Below are 18,756 nucleotides of genomic sequence, written 5' to 3' on the forward strand. Positions count from 1 at the left end.
GGTTATGAATCCGATTGAAAGCAATGTTGTCCTTAGCCCCCTGAGCGCAAAATTCATGGGCAGTTTTGTACTTTTGACCATTATTGCCGGTTTAGGCGTTGGTGTTGCCCGTATTTTGATCTCATTGTACGCCGTGCAGCTCGAAGCAACAGAGCTTCAGTTGGGACTGATTGCAGCAGCGCAAAGTGCAGGCATTCTGCTGATGGCGCTGCCGATTGGGGTCATGGTGCAGCGTCTCGGTTCACTGAAAGTTTTTAGTCTGGGTAGTGTGATGGGTGCAGCTTTGTATGCACTCACCCCCCTGCAGGAAAGTGCCTGGTATTTACTGGCATTGACAGCCTTGGTGAGCTTTGTCTTGCCGATGCGCTTTGTCTCGATTAATACCGTTTTCCTGAGCAATTTAAAGCGTCTTGGGCCAGCCAAAGCAGGCTGGTTCCGGGGTTCGCACATGATGGGATTTTTCCTGATTGCTCCGGCTTTAACCGTCTTGCTGATTCAGCACTTTGGTTATAGCAGCAGTTTTTACTGTGTTGCCTTGATGTTTCTGGCCACACTATTTTTTGCCCCGTTTTGCTTTCAGCAAGTGCCTCAGACTGCCACCAATGCGCCTCACTTTCAATGGCGAGATGTAGTTGCCCCACTGGCATTACTGAAAACCCATGCTGCCTTACGTATGGTCTGCGCTTTAGAGTTTTTAAGCAGTCTGGCCAATAACTATTTTGGTTTTTTCATTGTTGTTATCGCCATTCAAAGTTTCTCTATGGCTGAATCGGCGGCAGTCATGTTGTTGACGACTCAAGGCCTGGTTTTTGTCGGTTCCTTATTTACCTTGGGCGGCTGGGCCGAACTGATTGGCTATCCGAAATTTTACTGGATCGGACTGAGCTTAATGGGCAGTGCCTTACTGATTTTAGCCATCACCCCGGTCACATTCTGGATGTGGCCGGCATCGCTGATGCTGGGTCTCGGTTTGGGCATGCTGCACATTGCCAACTTTATGGCATTTGCCAGAGTCGGCGAGCAAACCGCAATGGCAAAAATTTCGCCGATTGTAGCGCTGGTTGGTCCAGCCGGTGGCTTGTTTGGCGGCTTTTTAGGGGCTGTATTGGGTGCCAGTGTCGGCTTGCAAAACCTGTTTTTCCCGATTGGTCTGGCCTTTATCGGACTGATTTTATTGATCTCTCGTGATCAGGCATTTCTCTCTTTTTTAAAGCCTGATGATTCACAACAACCAGCAGAAGGACAAGAATCATGAGCCTTACGAATGTAAGCACACATTCGGTACAGTGGCAAAGTTACCGTAGTACATTTGAATTTTTTAAGAAATACCTGAAAGTAACCTTGCAATTGGCTTGTGGTCTGCTGCTACCGGTGTTGTTTTTGGCGGTGTGGCATGTGGCAACCGTGCAGCAGTGGTTGCCAGAGCAAATTTTGCCAGCGCCACAATTGGTGTGGAGCACAACTGTTGAACTTTGGCAGTCGGGTGATCTGCAATTTCACTTTGCCACCAGTGCCAAACGTATTTTCTGGAGCGTGGCTTTAGGGGGGAGCGTAGGCTTAAGCCTAGGGATCTGGTTTACATTATCACAGCGTGCGCAGCGTTTTGTCTTGCCGAGTATTCATTTACTGACGCAATTCCCGATTATTGGCTGGATTCCATTGCTGATGATTTTCCTGGGTATTGATGAAGCCTTGAAGATCGTTGCGATCTCATTAGCTGTGGTTTCACCGGTACTGATTGCAACATTTAAAGGCATTCAGCAAGTGCCAAACCGTTTAATTGAAGTGGCACAGGTCTATCAATTTTCCAAACTTCAGACCTTTTCTAAAGTCATTCTACCTGCCAGCCTGCCCGCCATTATTAGCGGTTTGCGCCAAGGCGTGATGCAGGCCTGGTTGGCCTTGGTGTTTGTGGAATTACTGGCAAGTAGTGAAGGCATTGGCTTCCTGATGGTGTGGGGACGTCAATTGATGCAGATGGATATTGTTTTCATGGGCATTATTTTAATTGGCATCACCGGTTTTATTCTGGACAGTGGTTTGGCTGCCTTTGAACGCCTTGCTCGTTTTTACGCAACGCGAGTAGGGGGGTAATCATGTCAGAACTCAGTCTTGAAAAATCAGCCATCCGTGTAAATTCAGCTGTGGAAAAAAGTATTAAAGTGCTGCAAGCCTTGATTTTACCCCTCGCCTTTATTGCACTCTGGGCCGTGGCATCCGCTTTACAGTGGCTGGATGCCAAACTGATTCCATCACCCTTGACGGTATTCAACGGAGCAATCCAGAGCATTAGCCAAGCCGAATTTTGGCAGGGTTTTGTGGCGAGCTTAAGTCGTAATTTTGTCGGTTATACCATTGGTGCAATACTCGGTGTTGCCTTTGGTGTGGCTTTAGGGACTACACGCTGGATCAACTGGTTATTTGCACCTGGTTTTAACGTATTGCGTCAGGTCTCACTGTTTGCCTGGTTACCGTTGATCTCGACCTTTTTAGGCTACGGCAACGGTGCAAAAATCCTGTTTATCAGCCTTTCTGTGTTCTATCCCGTGGCCCTGCATAGCCTGGAAGGCGTGAGCAGCATCAGCGCGAAATACAGTGAAGTGGCAAGAGTCTATCAGTTTCCAAAGCTGTATACCTACCGCAAGCTGATTTTACCGGCCGCCAGTCCACAGATTTTTGTCGGTCTGCAACTCGGTTTGATTTTCGCCTGGCTGGCAACCGTAGGTTCCGAATTTTTACTGGCAAATTATGGCGTTGGGCTGGGTAATCTGGTCATTCGTGGTCGTGAGCAGTTTAATGTGTCCTTGATTATTTTAGGCATGCTGAGCATTGGTTTTGTCGGGGTGATTTTAAACAGCATCCTTGTTCGTATAGAACGAAAAGTTCTGCGCTGGCAGCAGCGGAGTTAGGAGAAATAACAATGAAAATACTCCCAAAATTTTGGCAAAAAGCGGTCTTGGCTGCCGTGATCGGTGCAAGTGTGGTTGCAGGTTGTAGCACGCAGCAGGTCGATAAAAATCCTGCGTCAGAAGTCACGCATTTACGTTATCAAAGCTATCCGGGTTTGGTATCTTTGCCAGAGTTGGCTCAGGACCTGGGATATTTTGGCAAAATCAAACTGGATTACGTCGGCACGGTACAAGGCGGACCACAAGATTTACTGACTTTGGTTTCTGGTGATGTCGACTTTGCTTCAGCATTTAATGGCGCCGTGGTGAAAGTGATTGCGGCAGGTTTGGATGTTGTTCCTGTAGTTGCCTCGTATGGCAGTGATGAAGACATGAACGTGGGTTTTTATGTTTTAGAGAACAGCCCGATTCGTAGCCCACGCGATTTTATTGGTAAAAAAGTCGCAGTGAATGCCTTTGGTGCCCATTATGAATTTATCGTGAAAGATTATTTACTGCGTCATGGTTTAACCGAAAAAGAAATCCGTGAGGTGGAGCTGATTGTCTTGCCGCCAATCAGTGCCGAGCAAGCCTTACGCAATGGGCAAATTGATATTGCCGTGTTCTCGGGAATTTTGGAAAAACGCGCATTAAAGAGCGGTGGGGTACGTCCGGTGTTTAAAGATATTGAGTTATACGGACCATTTACTGCCGGCAGTTATTCAATGCGCCGTGACTTTATTGAGCAAAACCCGGAGCTGGCCAAAACCTTTGTCAAAGGTGTGGCACGTGCACAAGAGTGGCTGCACAACACCCCGAAAGAACAAATTATTGCGCGTATGGAAAGCATTATTGATAAACGTCAGCGCAACGAAACCAAAGTCCTGATCCCGTTTTATACCGGAACCGGTGTACATGCAGTGGGTGGGGTGCAAAAAGACCAAGACTTCGCGCCTTGGGTCAAGGCTTTGGTACAAGAGCAGAAATTAAAACCGCATCAGCTCAATGTCAGCACGCTGTACAGCAATGAATTTAATCCTTATGCGGCACAAAAAAATTAAGATTAAAAAAGGAATATAACCATGACCAGTGCTTTAAATTTAGATCATGTGCGTAAGGTTTTTCCCGCACAAAATCATCCCAATAGCAAAAATTACAAACCTGAATTCGTGGCGGTTGAAGATGTCACTTTAGATATTCAGCAAGGTGAATTTGTTTCCATCGTGGGTCCTAGTGGTTGCGGTAAATCGACTTTACTTGACCTGATTGCCGGACTGACCAAGCCCTCTTCGGGGCAGATTTTACTCAGCGGCAAGCAAATTACCCAACCCGGTTTGGATCGCGGCATTGTATTTCAGCAATATGCGCTGTATCCCTGGCTGACGGCTTTGGAAAATATTGAATTTGGTCTGGAAGCAAAAGGGGTGGACAAGAAAACTCGCCGTGAAAAAGCTTTGTATTACCTGCAACTGGTCGGGCTATCCGGTTTTGAAAAGCATTATCCGAATGAACTTTCAGGCGGCATGAAACAGCGTGTCGCGATTGCACGCAGTCTCGCCTATGAACCTGAAATTTTACTCATGGATGAACCTTTTGCCGCACTGGATGCGCAAACCCGTGAAACCCTGCAAGAAGAACTGATTAAAATCTGGCAAAGCTCGAAAAAAACCATTGTTTTCATTACCCACAGTATTGATGAAGCAATTTTCCTGAGCCAGCGCGTGGCGATTATGACCTCTAGACCGGGACGCATCAAGGAAGTCATCGACATTCCGGTCAGCCTGAAAGCCAAAGGTGAGGACATTCGTTCAATGGCTGAATACGGCAAAATTCGTCATCAAATCTGGTCGCTTTTAAGCGAAGAAGTGATTAAGGCACAAGCACTCGAAAAAGATAAACAGCTTGCTCACGCATAAATAAAATTGAGGATTATTCATCATGTCATCGACTCAACAGGCGATTCCGCATAGCGAAGCCTTTAGCCCGTCCAAACCACGCCTGGAACTAAGCTGGCTGAACACCATTTTTAAACGCAGCATTGCCATCATATTATTTTTATTGCTTTGGGAAACCTTACCTCGAACAGGTGTGGTCAGTCCGGCATTTTTACCGCCATTATCCACCGTGTTGGAAACGGCCTGGCAGCTTTATCAAAGTGGTCAATTGGGTACGCATTTCTTTGCCAGTATTCAGCGTTCAATCATTGGTTTTGTTCTGGCCTTAGCGATTGCCATTCCACTGGGTTTGGTGATCGGCTGGTACAAACTGGTCGCGGAAACCCTCAATCCATTACTGGAACTGTTTCGTAATACCACGGCACTGGCCTTAATGCCGCTGTTCATTTTATTTTTAGGCATTGGCGAAGCCTCTAAAATCAGTTTGCTGGTCTATGCCTGCACCTGGCCGATTCTTTTAAATACCATTACCGGTGTACAAACAGTCGATCCGCTACTGATTAAATCTGCACGTACTATGAGTTTAAAACCCTATCAACTGTTCCGTAAAGTGATTTTACCCGCTTCTGTACCGACCATATTTGTCGGTATCCGTCTGGCCGGAGCGATCTCGATCCTGGCTTTGGTGGCAGTAGAAATGTTTGGTGCCAAAGCCGGACTGGGTTATCTGATTATGTATTCACAGTTCAGTTTTGAAATTCCACAAATGTTCGTGGGAATTTTAGTGATTACCTTAGTCGGATTATCGTTTAATTATATTTTGATTGGGCTGGAAAAATACTTTACAGCCTGGAAACGTAATCCAGTCGAATAATAAGAAATAAAGATCATTAAAATAGACTTCTTTCATAATTATTCACACCCTCTTTATTTTTTCCATAGGGAGAAATAAAAGGAATTTATAAAATAAGCCTAATAAAAAACCTCGATAGATAAATCGAGGTTTTTTATTATCTGGTTAAAATTTAAATAGTAAAATAAAAGCATAATAAAATAAATGAGAGGATATTTATAATAAACCATATTTAATTAACCGGGTACGAATGACATTACGGGTCACGCCTAATAATTTTGCAGTATGTACCTGGTTGTACTGGCAGTATTGATAGGCACTGCGAATAAATTTTTCTTCAATCAGCTCATTGATATTGGTCTGTTTAAACTGTTCCGAAGACTGAAAAATATGCTGAAATGTCTGTTCCAAAAGTTGTCCTGCATCCTGAAGATCCTTAATCGTTCCATTCACCGAAGTAGTTGAAGCAAAGCTAAAAGGTTCAGTTTTATGGGCAATCGATTGAATACTGGAGAAAGTAATATCTTCCGGTTCAATCACGCCATTTTTACTGACTAAAACGGCATGATGAATGGTGTTTTCCAGCTCGCGGATATTGCCGGGCCAAGGGTGCAAAGTCAGCTTTTTGAGCGCCAGTTGACTGAGACGTAATGGGGTCGCATGCGGGTCGGTCTGGTAGACTTGAATAAAGTGTTTTGCCAGCGGAAGAATGTCATCGCGACGCTCTGCAAGCTTTGGAATTCTGAGTAAAGCCACATGCAGACGATAGAATAAATCTTCCCTGAAACGTCCGTCCTGTACGGCTTTTTCCAGATCGACATTGGTCGCGGCAATAATGCGCACATTGATTGGAATCGGCTTGAGTGAACCGACACGCACGATTTCGCGTTCCTGTAAAATTCGTAATAATTTGACTTGCATCGACAACGATAAATCGCCAATTTCATCTAAAAATAAAGTGCCATTATGGGCTGCTTCAAACCAGCCCACACGGGTATGGATTGCACCGGTAAAAGCACCTTTTTCGTGTCCAAAAAGTTCACTTTCCACCAGTGATTCTGTGAAAGCACCACAGTTCACTGCCACAAATGGGCCTTTGGCACGATGGCTGAGCTGGTGAATCTGCCGGGCGACCAGTTCTTTGCCCGTGCCGGTGTCGCCAATAATCAACGCATTCGCTTCACTTGGCGCAATCTGTTCAATACGGGCAAGCAGCGCCTGTGATAAAGGATCTTCAAATACCGTCGCCGTTGCACGCTTATGCTTCAGGGCAGAGGGTACATTGGGGTGGGTTAAAATAGACATGAGATTCTTATACTTGTTGAAAATATTAATCATCATGAAATATTTAAAATGGAATGATAAATAATATATCGGTATTTTATTATCGCTTTCAGATATAAATTAAAGCTGGGATTCTTTATCTTTTTAAAAGATAAAAAAAATAGGGATAACTAAAGGATAAATCAAGATAAAGCAAATCAATAATCTGTTTTATATTAGAGATCTCTAAATAACAAAAGGCAGAATTAAAATGGCAATTACTTCAGTAAATGTACGTAACCAGTTTAAAGGTATTATTCAAGAAGTATTAGAAGGTGACGTTGTTTCAGAAATAAATGTGGAAACCAAAGCCGGTCTGTTTACTTCAATTATCAGTACCCGTTCAGTCAAAGACCTCGATCTTAAAGTGGGTTCTGAAGTGGTGGTGTTGATCAAATCGACGGAAGTGTCCCTGGCGAAGCTTTAATTCGCCAGTGCCTCAAGCTTTACAGGAGAATTGAGAGATGACACAGCAAGCAACAGGCCATGTATCTATTCAGCAGCTCAGCAAAACCTATCCGACACAAAACAATGACGCTTTAACTGTGCTGGACGATATTAATTTAGACATCCAGCCGGGTGAATTTATCAGTATTGTCGGCAGCAGTGGCTGCGGCAAGTCCACACTGTTACGCTTATTGGTGGGACTGGAAAATAGCTATCAAGGCCAGATTCAGGTGGATGGCAAAAAGATTTTTGGCACCAGTTTACAGCGTGGGATCGTGTTTCAAGACCACCGTCTTTTTCCGTGGTTAAGCGTGCGTGAAAATGTGCGTATAGCACTGCATCAGAGTAAGCTGACACGGGCTGAAGAAGACAAACTGATTGATGAACATCTGCAATTGGTCAATCTGACCAGTTTTGCCAATGCCTATCCATCCCAGCTTTCAGGCGGCATGAACCAGCGTGTGGCGATTGCCCGCAGTCTGGTCAATCGTCCGGAAATTTTATTTCTGGATGAGCCTTTTGGCGCACTGGATGCCTTAACCCGCCAGAACCTGCAAGACGAATTACAGCGAATTTGGCAGGCAGAAAAAATCACCATGGTGATTGTGACCCATGATGTCGAAGAGGCGGTATTTTTAGGGGATCGTGTAGTAGTGATGCAACCCCATCCGGGCCGGATTAAACGTATTGTTGATGTCCCTGTTGCCCATCCGCGTAAACGTGAAGATGTACGTTTGCACAATATTAAAAATGACATTTTGACGGATTTTAGCGATCCGCTAAAAGACCAGTTACACCGTAATAAACCGGCAGCGAAGTTTTCAGATTATCAATTTGCTTGGTAATCCTATCTTCTATTTTATCCAAAAGCCTGCGTAAAGTAGGTTTTTTTAATGTCTGCTTAAAACAGCCAGAGATAAAAAATCCCTCACGAATGAGGGATATTCAATTGCTTTTCAATCAAGATGCTTTGACTTGCTGATCTGCCAGTACATACTGGTTTTCAGGACGTTTCAAACCTAAATTTTCACGTAAGGTTTTGCCTTCATATTCGGTCCGGAACAGGCCACGGCGTTGCAGTTCCGGCACAATAAATTCAACAAAGTCATTTAAGCCAGCTGGGGTAGTCGGCGGTAAAATGTTAAAGCCATCCGCCGCTTCATTTTCAAACCAGTTCTGTAGCTGATCGACCACCTGTTCCGGTGTACCTACCAGCGTCCAGTGCCCACGTGCCGAGGCAATATATTCATACAACTGGCGAATGCTGAAATTGTGCTTACGCGCAATATCAATCATCATCTGCTGGCGGCTGGAGAAATTAATATCGGCATCTTCAAGTTTAGGGAAGGGGGCATCCAGGTCATATTTCTCTAGGTTAATTCCACCGGATAAACCTGACAGTAAACTTAAGCCAACTTTGGGATGAATCAGGCTGTTTAATAACTGGTATTTTTCCTGTGCTTCCTGTTCAGTTTTCGCAACAAAAATGGATACGCCCGGCATGATTTTTAAATCATCGGCATGACGGCCATATTTCAACAGACGGCTTTTTACATCGCGGTAAAATTCCTGTGCATCGGCCAGGTTTTGTTGCGCGGTGAAAATCACTTCGGCATATTTGCCTGCCAGTTCACGGCCATCTTCCGACTGACCTGCCTGTACAATCACCGGGTAGCCTTGTGGTGGACGAGAGATATTTAAGGCACCCTCAACTTTAAAGTATTTTCCTTGATGTTTGGGTTCGTGGAATTTGCTGACATCAAAAAATTGGCCGCTTTCCTTATTGTAAAGGAATGCATCATCCTCCCAGGAATCCCAGAGTTTTTGTGTCACTTCAATGAATTCATCGGCACGTTCATAACGGGTTTTCGGATCAGGATGCTGTTCCAGGCCGAAGTTACGTGCGGTATCAGCTGAAGCTGTGGTTACGACATTCCAGGCAGCCCGACCTTTTGAAATATGATCCAGCGAGGCAAACTTGCGCGCCAAAATGTAGGGATCTTCATAAGTGGTCGATGCGGTGGCAATAAAACCGATATTTTGGGTCACGGCTGAAAGGGCTGCAAATAAGGTCACCGGTTCAAAACCGACCGCCTTGTCGCCTAAACCGCGTTGGCCTTCTTTTGCATTACCCCAACTGACCGATAAACCATCGGCAAGGAAATAGGCGTCAAATAAGCCTTTTTCTGCAGTTCGTGCCAGTTCAATCGCATAATCAATATTTAAATGATCTTGCGGACGCGATTCAGGATGACGCCAGCCGGCAGCATGTTGCGATGTTGTGGGAATAAAGGCACCGAGTTTAATTTGACGCTTAGTCATTGTTCTATCCTATGAAGTGTATTTTTCTCAATAGTGTCTATTTCAAGATGCATGCCATTTTAAAAATATAATTAAAACAATAATATAAAATACACAATATTTTTATGTGTTTAATGTTCAGCAGTAAAAAAGTTACTTTGTTTCAAATACAACAGTAGAAAAAATGCAGTGCTTATATGAAATAAGGTCGATCTTCAAAAAAGAATACTTTGGGGCAAAGTAGTGATGAGAAAGATTAAAATGAGGTGAATTTCAAAATACATAAAAAATGCCCCGAAGGGCATTTGGGTAGTTCTTGAATTAAGAGGCCTGCGCTTGTTTTTGCGCCAGTACGTACTGATTTTCCGGACGTTTCAGCCCCAAGTTTTCACGAAGGGTGCTGCCTTCATATGCAGTACGGAACAGACTGCGACGTTGCAATTCAGGCACAATCAGGTCGACAAAATCATTTAAACCGGCAGGCGTGCTTGGTGGCAGAATATTAAAGCCATCTGCAGCTTCATTTTCAAACCATTCTTGTAGTTGGTTCACAATCTGCTCAGGAGTACCCACCAGCGTCCAGTGGCCACGTGCAGAGGCTACATATTCATACAGTTGGCGGATGCTAAAATGATGCTTGCGGGCAATATCAATCATCATCTGCTGGCGACTGCCAAAATTGATCAAGCTTTCATCCAGTTCAGGGAAAGGCTCATCGATGTCATATTGTTCCAGATTGATTCCGCCGGCCAAACCGGAAAGCAGACCCAGACCGACTTGTGGATGAATAAGACTGTTTAACAGATCGTATTTTTCCTGTGCTTCTTCTGCCGTTTTTGCCACAAAAATCGAAACACCCGGCATGATTTTCAGGTCATCCGGATGACGGCCATATTTAGCTAAACGACCTTTCACATCACGGTAAAATTCCTGTGCATCGGCTAAATTCTGCTGTGCAGTAAAAATCACTTCGGCATATTTTCCAGCCAGCTCACGGCCATCTTCCGACTGACCTGCCTGTACAATCACCGGATAGCCCTGTGGCGGGCGCGGTACGTTTAATGCTCCTTGCACTTCAAAATATTTGCCCTTGTGCTGAGGTTCATGAAATTTTTCTGGCTGGAAAAACTGTCCAGAGACTTTGTCATATACAAAGGCATCATCTTCCCAGGAATCCCAGAGTTTCTGTGCAACCTCAATAAATTCATGTGCACGTGCATAGCGGCTTTTGGCATCTGGATGTTCGGACAGGCCAAAATTGCGCGCGACTTGTTTAGAGGCTGTGGTGACTACATTCCATGCCGCACGTCCTTTGGAAATATGATCCAGTGAGGCGTATTTGCGTGCCAGCGTATATGGGTGCTCATAGGTGGTCGATGCAGTAGCGACAAAACCAATATTTTTCGTCACTGCAGACAGGGCAGCGAATAGGGTGACTGGTTCAAAGCCAGTATCTTTATCGCCCAGACCCCAGCCTTTTCTGGTGGCGGAACCCCAGTCGCCGCGTACAGCTAAAGTGTCCGCCAAAAAGTAGGCATCAAATAAACCACGTTCTGCCGTTTTGACCAGCTCAATGGCATAGTCAATATTTAAATGATTCTGCGGACGTGAGTCCGGATGACGCCAGCCGGCAGCATGCTGAGAAGTGGTTGGAATAAAAGCACCAAGACGGATTTTACGTTCAGCCATGAGAAAAACCTTGTGTTTTTTATGTTGTCAGCTGGTTATAACAAGGAATTTTCAGGCTTAAAAATACGATAAAATTAAATCCATATAAAAAATATGGATTAAGCAGGAAATACGCCAATCACAAGTTTTTTGCTTGGATTTATTTCGCTGTTAAAGGCTGAATATTACACCAGTGCCTTAATGGTCTTTTTCTTCCACACGAATTGGTAATATAGCCCCTGCATGATGCACAAGATGACAAAGGCCAATGCATAGGCATACCAGATGCCTTGCAAGCCCCACCATCGGCTGAACAGGTAGGCACAGGGCACTTCAATCAATAAAATCGCAGCAATATTAATCAGCATCGGTAGGGTCACGGTACCGCTGGCACGCATGATGGAAGCAAAAATTGCACTGGCACCAAAGAACAGAATGGACCATAGCACAATAAATAACAGTTGCTGTCCCAGTACCACCACCGTCGGGTCGGTGATAAACAGTGCCATCAGATATTTCGAGAACAGATAGGCTAGAGCCACCAATCCACCGGTAATTACGATATTCATAGCGAGTGCAGTATGGGTCACTTTATTGAGCAGATCTGATTTTTCTGCACCAATCGCCTGTGCTGCAAAAATGGAGGCGGCAATGGAAATAGACAGGGCTGGAAACTGGATGTAATTCAAAACCTGATTGACTGCCCCATAGGCTGCAGTGGCATGTGAACCATAACGGTTGACCAGGCCGACAATCACCAGTCCGGCAACAGATGTGGTGACCATTTGAACGCCGGTAGGAATACCTAAACGTAGAATAATTATACTCATTTCCGGGTGATGGCGAATGTGGCTGAGCAAATGACGGTCAGGCTTCAGCGGGTGACCTTTTTTATTCAGGTAAATGTACAAAAAGATCAGGACTGCCATATAACCGACAGCGGTCGCAATCGCTGGAGCAATAATGCCCATTTTCGGAAAACCAAAATATCCGCCAATCAGCACCGGTGTGATCAGGACCCCGATCAGAATAGTCATGGCGGAGGCAATCAGCGGTGTGGTACTATCACCGACTCCGCGCAAAATCGAGCTATAGATAATATAAACAAACAGTAAAGGACTGCCGGCCAGCATCCACTGTACATAAGGCAGCGACAGGGGCATCACCTCCGGGTCGGTACCTAGGGCCAACAGAATGTTTTCGGCAAAAAATACCCCCAGCAGGGCAATGATACTACCGCCAATGAGGGTCATGAACAGGGTAGATCCCACCACATAGCGCACTTTTTCAATATTTTTCGCTCCCCAAGCCTGTCCAACCAATACCGTTGCACCTGTGGAAAGCCCAATCACAAAAGCCAGCAGGCAGAACAGAATTGGAAAGAATACCGCCACCGCTGCAATGGCATTCACCCCCATCATTTGCCCGACAAAAATGGTATTTATGGTTCCGGACAGGTTTTGCAGAATATTGGTCGCAATTAACGGCCACAGAAAAATCAGAAATGTTTTCCAAAGTTTTTGCTGGTTGAACAAGGAGTGATGATGAGGAGGCATGGAACGTCCTGTAACTATTTTTTATCTTTTGATTCTCATTACTAACCCTACCTGAGTTAGCTTAAACAAGCCTTAGTTTTTCCGTAACCAAGGCTGAATTCGATTGCAAATGATGAATTTAAACAGTCGATAAAATGGCGGTAGCCTGCTCTAAGGTTTCATCTTTTTTGGCAAAACAGAAGCGAATTAAACGTAAATTTTCCGGTGGCTGCTGATAAAACACAGAGATTGGAATGGCAACAATGCCATGCTGTTCGGCCAAGAATTTACACATCTCGACATCATCCAGATCGGGACGGATGGCGCTGTAATTCAGGTTCTGGAAATAGGTGCCTTGTGAAGGGGTAAAATGAAAGCGCGAATTACGCAGGCCTGAATTAAACAAGTCACGCTTTTCCTGATAAAAGTCTGCAAGCCCTTCAATATGTTCAGGATGCTGCTGCATAAACGTGGTCAGTGCCATTTGTACTGGTGTTACCCCGCAGAAACTGGCGAACTGATAGACCTGTCTGAATATTTTCATCAGTTCAGGTGAGGCAATACAATATCCGGTTTTCCAGCCAGTGACATGGAAAGTTTTACCAAATGACCCGACCACAATGCTGCGGTCGCGAAGCTCCGGAAAGGACAAGGCTGAATAGTGCTTTTGACCGTCATAAATCAGGTGCTCATAAACTTCGTCGGATAGGACAATGATATTTTTATCGCGAATCAGTTCAATTAAATTTAACCAGTCCTGATCTGACCAGATGGCACCGCTCGGATTATGCGGAGTATTCACAATGATCATCCGGGTCTTATCGTTAATGGCATCTTTCACCCGGTTCCAGTCTACTGAAAATTGTGGGGCGGTCAGGGGAATGTGAACAGCTTTAGCTCCCACCAGTTTAACGCTGGGTCCATAACTGTCATAACAGGGGTCGAAAATAATCACTTCATCACCAGCATGGATCAGGGCTTGAATGGCAACAAAAATAGCAATGGTGGCCCCGGGTGTAATGGTGATTTCAGTGATGGGATCAATCACCAATTGATCGCGTTTTAAAAATTGCTGCGCCACCAGTTCACGCAGTGAAATTAAGCCATCACTGGGTGCATATTGATTAAAGCCATCCAGAGTCGCCTGGCTTAAGGCTTTGAGCAGCGCGGGTGGAGCGGCAAAGTCGGGAAAACCCTGGGAGAGATTTAAGGCATTCAGGCGATGTGCCATCGCGGTCATCACGCTGAAAATAGTGACACCCTGTGCCGGTAGTTTGGAATGAATCTCAAGCATGACCCGAACTCTTCAATATTCTTTTGCTGTTCAGTGTAACAGCAAGCGCAGCACAGCAAAATAAAAGGATAGGCTTAAGCTCTGCACATTTTTATCTAATTTCATCCATTTAACTGAATTACGCTGATGGATAAAATTAACAAAAAACCTACTGGACGAAAAAAACAACATTTCCTAGAATGCGTCTCAAATTAAAATAAAGCCATAACAACAATAAATGAACATGTTTAAAAATATCCATACTGTAATGGAGAGTGTGGGCTTAAGTTTGCAAAAGCGCGCCCTGCACATCCAGTTTTCCAATGAATTGCTGAATGCTCAGGTCTTTATTCAACGTATTGAAGGGCAGCACCGCATCAATCAGGGCCTAAAAGCTGAACTGATATGTCTGTCGACGCATGCTTATATTCCCTTAAAACAATTTATTGGCGGACAGGTAGCTGTGGATCAGGTGACGGATGCAGGCGAGTTGTCCCGGATGAGCGGGGTAATTACTGCTGCCAGTCAGGGGCAAAGTGATGGTGCATTAACCCTGTATAAACTGACCTTTGAAGATGCGACTGCACTTTGGCACAAGCGCCGTAATAGTCGCGTGTTTATGAACAAAAGCGTACGTGAGATTAGCGAAATCCTATTTAGGGAATGGCAAAGCAAAAGTGGCCTGTTTGCAGCCAGTCTCAGTTTAAATATGCAAGGCCTGAGCAAAGAATATGATGTACGGCCTTTTGTGATGCAGGCTAATGAAACCGATTATGAATTTCTCACCCGACTGTGGCGCAGCGAAGGCATCAATTGGCTGATTGATGAAGCCGAGCATGTCGTCGCCAGCTCGGCAGCAGGCATTCAGGCGCAAAAATTATGTTTGATTGATGAGAATCATCAGTTTAATGCCTTAAAAAGAAGATCGGTGCGCTTTCATCGCAGCCATGCCGCAGAAGCGTTTGACAGCATCACCAGTTTTATTGCCGAACGCGCTTTGCAATCGACGGCCGTTCAGGTTCAGCACTGGCAAGCCAGTCTGCTGTCTCAGGATCAACCCTATTCCCAGTTGAGCAAGCATCAGCATAGTGATGTGCAGGACAATGAAACTTTAAGTTTAGAGCAAGCCTGGAGCATCAGTCCTGCATGGACATCTGACTTAACGGGTACGGATCAAAGTACTGTCTCAAACAACCAGCAACTGGAAAAACTGAACCGGCAACTGAGCCAGTACCAAGACTTGCAGGCCAAATATTTTACAGCCCAGAGCAGTGTACGTGATGCTCATGTGGGCTACTGGTTTGAATTGCTCGGCCATCCTGAAATTGACCAGCATTCAGGTTCAGATAAAAAATTCCTGATTTTAGGCAAGTCTTTTTATAACCAGAATAATTTGCCGAAAGACATCCATCGGCAAGTCGATAGCTTGTTGAGTTTAAGCCGTTGGCAGCAGTCGGGTGAGGAACGACAGGGGAATGAGCTGTATCTGGTGCGCCGCAATATTGCCGTAGTGCCTGAATATCATCCCCTAAATCACCGACCTGTAGCGTATCCGCAACGTGCCAGAGTGGTCGGTCCGGAAGGGGAAAGTATTTATGTCGATCAGTGGGGGCGAATTAAAGTCCGCTTTTTGTTTACCCGTGACGAGGATCATGGACATGATGGCGGAGCCGGCAGCAATGACAATGATAGCGATTCAGCCTGGGTGGATGTCCTGACCCCGTGGGCAGGTGAAGGTTATGGTGTGCGTTTTCATCCGCGGATTGGTGAAATTGTGGTGATTGATTTCTTTGAGGGGGATGTGGACCGGCCTTTTGTGGTGGGGCGGATTCATGAAGCGGAACGCCATCAGACCATGTTTGATGGCAAAGGTAAGTTACCGGAGACCAAAAAGCTCAGTGGTATCCGCTCGCAGGAAGTTGGTGGTTTAGGTTTTAACCAATTGCGTTTTGATGATACTCGTGGACAGATCAGCAGCCAGTTACAGAGTAGCCATGGCGCAAGTCAGCTGAATTTGGGACATCTTAGTCATCCAAAAGCTGCTGAGGCCAGTGAGGGTCGTGGTGAAGGTTTTGAGCTAAGAACGGATCACTGGGGTGCTGTTCGGGCGGGTGAAGGTTTGCTCATTTCCACATATAAACAAGATAGCGCAGCAGGTCATCATTTAGAGGTGAATCAGGCCAAACGTCAGCTTGAAAATAGTTTCAATCATTCAAAAGCACTTAATGACATAGCGAAAAATCAGCAAACGGATTCACTCACCGTTTTAGACAATTTAAAGCATTTTCTAGAGCAGATTGAACATAAGGATGAAGCCAAAGCAAATGCCTTTAAACAGGCTTTAATGATTCTTTCTGCGCCAAGCTCCATCACCTGTGTCACCTATGAAGATTTACATTTCTCTGCTGATGGGCAGATCAGTCAAATTGCTGGAGATGCAATTAATTTCTCAACGCAAAAGTCATTCATTAGCCATGCTCAAGACAAGATCAGCCTGTTTGCAGCGCAGCAGGGCTTTAGTGCATATGCGGCGAAAGGCAAAGTCGAGCTTCAAGCACAGGATGATGCTATTGAAGCCATAGCCCGTAAGGTCATTAAGCTGATTTCGACCGAAGACCAGATTGAAATCACCAGCCCGAAAGAAATTGTACTGACAGCGGGTGGTTCACAGTTAAAGATCAATGCAGAAGGTATTTTTACGACTACGGCTGGCAAGTTTGAGAGTAAGGCGGGACAACATAGTTTTGTAGGAGGAGGGAAGGTAGTTATGCCTCAGATCAGTTTACCAATGCTTGAAACGCCTTATAGTAATCAGCTGGATTACAGCTGGAATCATTTTTCAGAGGGTGAAAAGGAAATTTTTATTGTTGATCAATCAGATGGAAAATTAATTAAAAATATTAAAAATGAGCTGGATAGTGAAAAAAATATGAGTTCCTTCAGGTTCTATACGCCACAACAAACAGAATTTACCGCCTTGGGATTTAATTCTTTAAATACTTATTTAAGTCAGGATATATCAAACGATAATAGTGATGAGCTGATAGAAGAAACAGAAGAAGAAATTTTAGAAGATGATGACGTTTACACAGAAGAGGATTTTGATTAATGAGTCATCTAATCACAATTTTTTCTAAATTCTATGATAAATCAGGTCAACGAATTATTAATCTAAATGTAAAGTCCCGTTATCAAGGCTCAAGTAGAGAAAACCAGCAAAAAACAGATGAAAAGGGTTTTTTCATCTTTCAGGCTTCTTCTAACAGAACAATTGAAATTTTAGCTAAACCACCGAATGCTAAAGAATATACAGTTCTTAAAATGATGAATTCATCCGTAAGCTCATCTGCCAGTTATCCGGTAAAAGTTTATTTACCCAAAACGATTGAAGAATATCGACAAGAAAACATCAAAATTCGTCAGAGTAAAACTGTAAAAAATCTTTTTAAGGTGGTTGATCGTCATGGAAAAGTGATGAGCAACTTTCCTATACAATCGCGTCCCAAAGGGAAAAATTCTTTTGAGCGTTGTACCAATCAAGAAGGACTGGCAGAAATAGAATCTTCTCCAAATCGGGACATTGAAATTTTAGTGCTGACATCGGGTGATACATTTGTTTTAAAAAAATCTGTAAATTCTGGCAGTGGTTCTGAACAGCCAATCCTTATTCAATTAGATGAATCTTGCGATAACTTTAAAAGTTTATCGACGATTACGCTGCTGGATAGAAATGATAATAAATATAATGTAGCAAAAACCAATGTTGAAATATTGGCTCTAGAGAGCAAAGAAAAAAATCTAATTTCTGTTTCAAATGGAAAGCTTGCAGTTCGAGGTTATATTGGAAAATGGTTAAAAATAACAGTATATAAACCTGATGGTACGCCACTCAAATCGGTAAATTATTTACCAAAAAGAATAAAGGAAAGTTCAGTTAAGTTGCATTTAGATGTGGATGTAACAATCGGTAGCACAGCGAAAAATGAACCGAATATTAATAAACCTATTACAGAAAGTATTACATGTATGACTTGTGGGAAGTCTTTAAAACTTGACATAGATTTTATAAAAAATATCGCTCCGAAAGCTAAAGCTGAATTTCAAGCAGCATTATTAAAGTTACCTAACTTTATGAAAAAATATGGAGTAAACTCTTGTAGAGACTTAGTTAATATTTTAGCTCAGGGAAAAATAGAAACTGAGAATTTTACAAAACTAAGAGAGAGTTTGAATTATACTAGGGCGTGTCCTCATTTGAAGAATTGGTTTTAAATGCTTAAAATCCTCCTTTAAGCTCTTTTCATTTCTACATTTTTTCAATGGCACGTACTCTTCTCACCGATGATATTTGGCAGCAAATTCAAGATACTATGCGATTACACGGTTGTTACTGTTCAAAAAACAGTAGAAATATCATGGAAGCCATCTTATGGAAACTACGTACGGGTGCGACATGGCGTGATATTCCTCAAGAACTTTGCCCTTGGCAAACTGCTTACAATCGCTTTAATCGCTGGGCAAGTAAGGGATTATGGGATAAATTTTTTTTAGATTACGAGGCATTCTGGATCAG

Annotated in this window: 16 protein-coding genes; 11 read left to right on the forward strand and 5 right to left on the reverse strand. The window is 44.0% G+C overall.

The genetic code is table 11. From position 1 onward, the window contains the following. The first annotated feature begins 4 nt into the window (after nucleotides 1-4). The 6 genes from GTU69_RS08845 to GTU69_RS08870 are packed head-to-tail and all read left to right on the forward strand — an operon-like array spanning nucleotide 5 to nucleotide 5,657. Nucleotides 5-1,255 carry an MFS transporter gene (locus tag GTU69_RS08845; RefSeq protein WP_166169839.1) on the forward strand — a complete coding sequence of 417 codons (1,251 nt, stop codon included), beginning with the start codon at nucleotides 5-7 and terminating at the stop codon, nucleotides 1,253-1,255. Beyond that, the gene (locus GTU69_RS08850; protein ID WP_166169841.1) at nucleotides 1,252-2,094 is read left to right on the forward strand and encodes an ABC transporter permease; all 843 of its coding nucleotides are present in this window, start codon (nucleotides 1,252-1,254) and stop codon (nucleotides 2,092-2,094) included. The genes GTU69_RS08845 and GTU69_RS08850 overlap by 4 nt, the downstream gene beginning before the upstream one ends. Before the next feature lie 2 nt (nucleotides 2,095-2,096). Further along, nucleotides 2,097-2,909 (forward strand): ABC transporter permease, encoded by an 813-nt coding sequence (locus tag GTU69_RS08855; protein WP_166169843.1) that lies wholly within the window; start codon nucleotides 2,097-2,099, stop codon nucleotides 2,907-2,909. Between the two features lie 11 nt (nucleotides 2,910-2,920). Beyond that, on the forward strand, nucleotides 2,921-3,949 hold the full coding sequence (locus tag GTU69_RS08860; protein ID WP_166169845.1) for an ABC transporter substrate-binding protein: 1,029 nt from the start codon (nucleotides 2,921-2,923) through the stop codon (nucleotides 3,947-3,949). Between the two features lie 21 nt (nucleotides 3,950-3,970). Next, nucleotides 3,971-4,804 (forward strand): ABC transporter ATP-binding protein, encoded by an 834-nt coding sequence (locus GTU69_RS08865; RefSeq protein ID WP_166169847.1) that lies wholly within the window; start codon nucleotides 3,971-3,973, stop codon nucleotides 4,802-4,804. 22 nt (nucleotides 4,805-4,826) lie between these two features. Then, nucleotides 4,827-5,657, forward strand: coding sequence for an ABC transporter permease (locus GTU69_RS08870; RefSeq protein WP_166169849.1), 831 nt, complete (start codon nucleotides 4,827-4,829; stop codon nucleotides 5,655-5,657). A 195-nt stretch (nucleotides 5,658-5,852) separates the two neighbouring features. On the opposite strand, the gene GTU69_RS08875 is transcribed toward GTU69_RS08870, so the two are convergent. Next, nucleotides 5,853-6,941, reverse strand: a complete 1,089-nt coding sequence (locus GTU69_RS08875; protein ID WP_166169851.1) for a sigma-54 dependent transcriptional regulator — start codon at nucleotides 6,939-6,941, stop codon at nucleotides 5,853-5,855. A 229-nt stretch (nucleotides 6,942-7,170) separates the two neighbouring features. Between GTU69_RS08875 and GTU69_RS08880 the strand changes: the two genes are divergently transcribed. Together GTU69_RS08880 and GTU69_RS08885 are read left to right on the forward strand one after the other, a co-directional pair. Further along, on the forward strand, nucleotides 7,171-7,386 hold the full coding sequence (locus GTU69_RS08880; RefSeq protein WP_086176493.1) for a TOBE domain-containing protein: 216 nt from the start codon (nucleotides 7,171-7,173) through the stop codon (nucleotides 7,384-7,386). Nucleotides 7,387-7,423: 37 nt separating this feature from the next. Then, the gene (locus tag GTU69_RS08885; protein WP_166169853.1) at nucleotides 7,424-8,251 is read left to right on the forward strand and encodes an ABC transporter ATP-binding protein; all 828 of its coding nucleotides are present in this window, start codon (nucleotides 7,424-7,426) and stop codon (nucleotides 8,249-8,251) included. A gap of 115 nt (nucleotides 8,252-8,366) precedes the next feature. Here GTU69_RS08885 and GTU69_RS08890 read toward each other — a convergent pair whose 3' ends face one another. The 4 genes from GTU69_RS08890 to GTU69_RS08905 form a co-directional block, all read right to left on the reverse strand. Further along, nucleotides 8,367-9,728, reverse strand: a complete 1,362-nt coding sequence (locus GTU69_RS08890; RefSeq protein WP_166169855.1) for an LLM class flavin-dependent oxidoreductase — start codon at nucleotides 9,726-9,728, stop codon at nucleotides 8,367-8,369. Between the two features lie 300 nt (nucleotides 9,729-10,028). Next, nucleotides 10,029-11,396, reverse strand: coding sequence for an LLM class flavin-dependent oxidoreductase (locus tag GTU69_RS08895; protein ID WP_166169857.1), 1,368 nt, complete (start codon nucleotides 11,394-11,396; stop codon nucleotides 10,029-10,031). 164 nt (nucleotides 11,397-11,560) lie between these two features. Further along, nucleotides 11,561-12,931 (reverse strand): MATE family efflux transporter, encoded by a 1,371-nt coding sequence (locus GTU69_RS08900; protein WP_166169859.1) that lies wholly within the window; start codon nucleotides 12,929-12,931, stop codon nucleotides 11,561-11,563. Nucleotides 12,932-13,049: 118 nt separating this feature from the next. Next, a complete protein-coding gene (locus GTU69_RS08905; protein WP_166169861.1) occupies nucleotides 13,050-14,204 on the reverse strand; it encodes a methionine aminotransferase in 1,155 nt (384 codons plus the stop codon). A 223-nt stretch (nucleotides 14,205-14,427) separates the two neighbouring features. Here GTU69_RS08905 and GTU69_RS08910 point away from each other — a divergent pair, with 223 nt between their 5' ends. The 3 genes from GTU69_RS08910 to GTU69_RS08920 form a co-directional block, all read left to right on the forward strand. After that, nucleotides 14,428-17,292, forward strand: a complete 2,865-nt coding sequence (locus tag GTU69_RS08910) for a type VI secretion system Vgr family protein (protein WP_166169873.1) — start codon at nucleotides 14,428-14,430, stop codon at nucleotides 17,290-17,292. Beyond that, entirely contained in the window at nucleotides 17,292-18,455 is a 1,164-nt protein-coding gene (locus GTU69_RS08915) for a hypothetical protein (RefSeq protein ID WP_205683477.1), read from the forward strand. Before GTU69_RS08910 ends, GTU69_RS08915 begins: the two co-directional genes overlap by 1 nt. A 47-nt stretch (nucleotides 18,456-18,502) precedes the next feature. Further along, nucleotides 18,503-18,756: transposase (locus GTU69_RS08920; protein ID WP_166169863.1), on the forward strand; the 254-nt coding region annotated here is incomplete at its 3' end.

This window comes from Acinetobacter sp. SA01, from assembly GCF_011319235.1.
Lineage (GTDB): Bacteria > Pseudomonadota > Gammaproteobacteria > Pseudomonadales > Moraxellaceae > Acinetobacter.